This is a genomic window from Bradyrhizobium sp. P2_E8 (genome assembly GCF_056403875.1).
Map to the genome: position 1 here is coordinate 1 of NZ_JBFUES010001532.1, position 1,169 is coordinate 1,169.

Annotated in this window: 1 protein-coding gene; it reads right to left on the minus strand. The window is 62.4% G+C overall.

Features of this window, described 5'->3' with window-relative positions:
* Nucleotides 1-1,169 (minus strand): glycosyltransferase family 4 protein (locus AC1D00_RS42055; RefSeq protein WP_477014768.1); only part of this gene is annotated, 1,169 nt, incomplete at both ends.

A 1,169-nucleotide genomic window follows, 5' to 3' on the forward strand; every position in this document is an offset into this window, starting at 1 on the left:
ATGTCGGAGCGCGCAAACACCTTGGGCCGGTGACCTTGCCGTGTCGTCTCGAAGACCGACATGTAACGCTCGGCCGTGCATTCCCACGTCATCATTCGGCTCGCGGCATAGGCGCGCCGGGACATCGCCTGCCGTCGCACGTCGTCGGTGAGCAATTTTGCGATCTCGCCGCCGATAGCGGCGGCATTGCCGAACGGCACCAGAACTCCGCATCCCTCGGTGAGCAGCTCGCGGGCGTGCCAGTAAGGCGTCGAAACCACCGGCTTCCCCAGTCCAAAGCTGTAGGCCAGGGTCCCCGACGTCATCTGGGCCTCGTTGAGATAGGGCGTGACATAGACGTCGCACATCGAGATGAATTCGAGCAACGTGGCCAGATCGACGAACCGATCGAGGAACACCACGTGATCGTGGATGCCAAGTTCACGCACCCGCGCCATCAGGCCCTCGCGATAGGCCTCGCCCTGGTTGCGAACAAGATTCGGGTGCGTTGCGCCGAGCACGACGTACACTGCGTCCGCGCAGCGCTTCAGGATCGACGGCATGGCGTCGATCATGACCTCGATGCCCTTGTTGGGTGATAGCAGGCCGAAGGTCAGAATGACCGACTTTCCCGCAAATCCAAGCCTGGCCTTCGCTGCATCGGACCCGACGAAGGCGACATCGGGAATGCCGTGCGCAATCACCTCGATCTTGCCGTCCGGCACAAGGTAGACGTCACGCAACAGCTCCCGGCCCTTGTTGGCCATCACCACGACCTTCGACGACGCGTCGACGATACGCTCCACGACGGCGCGTTGCTTGACCGTCGGACTGGCCAGCACCGTATGGAACGTCGTCACGACCGGCATGGTGAGGCGCGACAACAGCACCAGGATATGGGCCCCGGCCTCACCGCCGAAAATCCCGAATTCGTGCTGGAGGCACACGATATCGAACTGGCCGGCATTGAGGAAATCCGCCGCGCGCATGTAGTCGTCGATATGGCCGTCCTTGATCTGGAAGGCGACCGCCGGAGGATAGTCATAGGCCTGACCGGGATCGGTCATCGCTACGATGCTGGTCTCCAGATCCGCGCGCGACATCGATATCGCCTTCTGCAGGTCGGTCGTGAAGGTTGCAATTCCGCATCGGCGCGGCAGCGAGTTGCCGATGACGGCGATGCGGTGGAG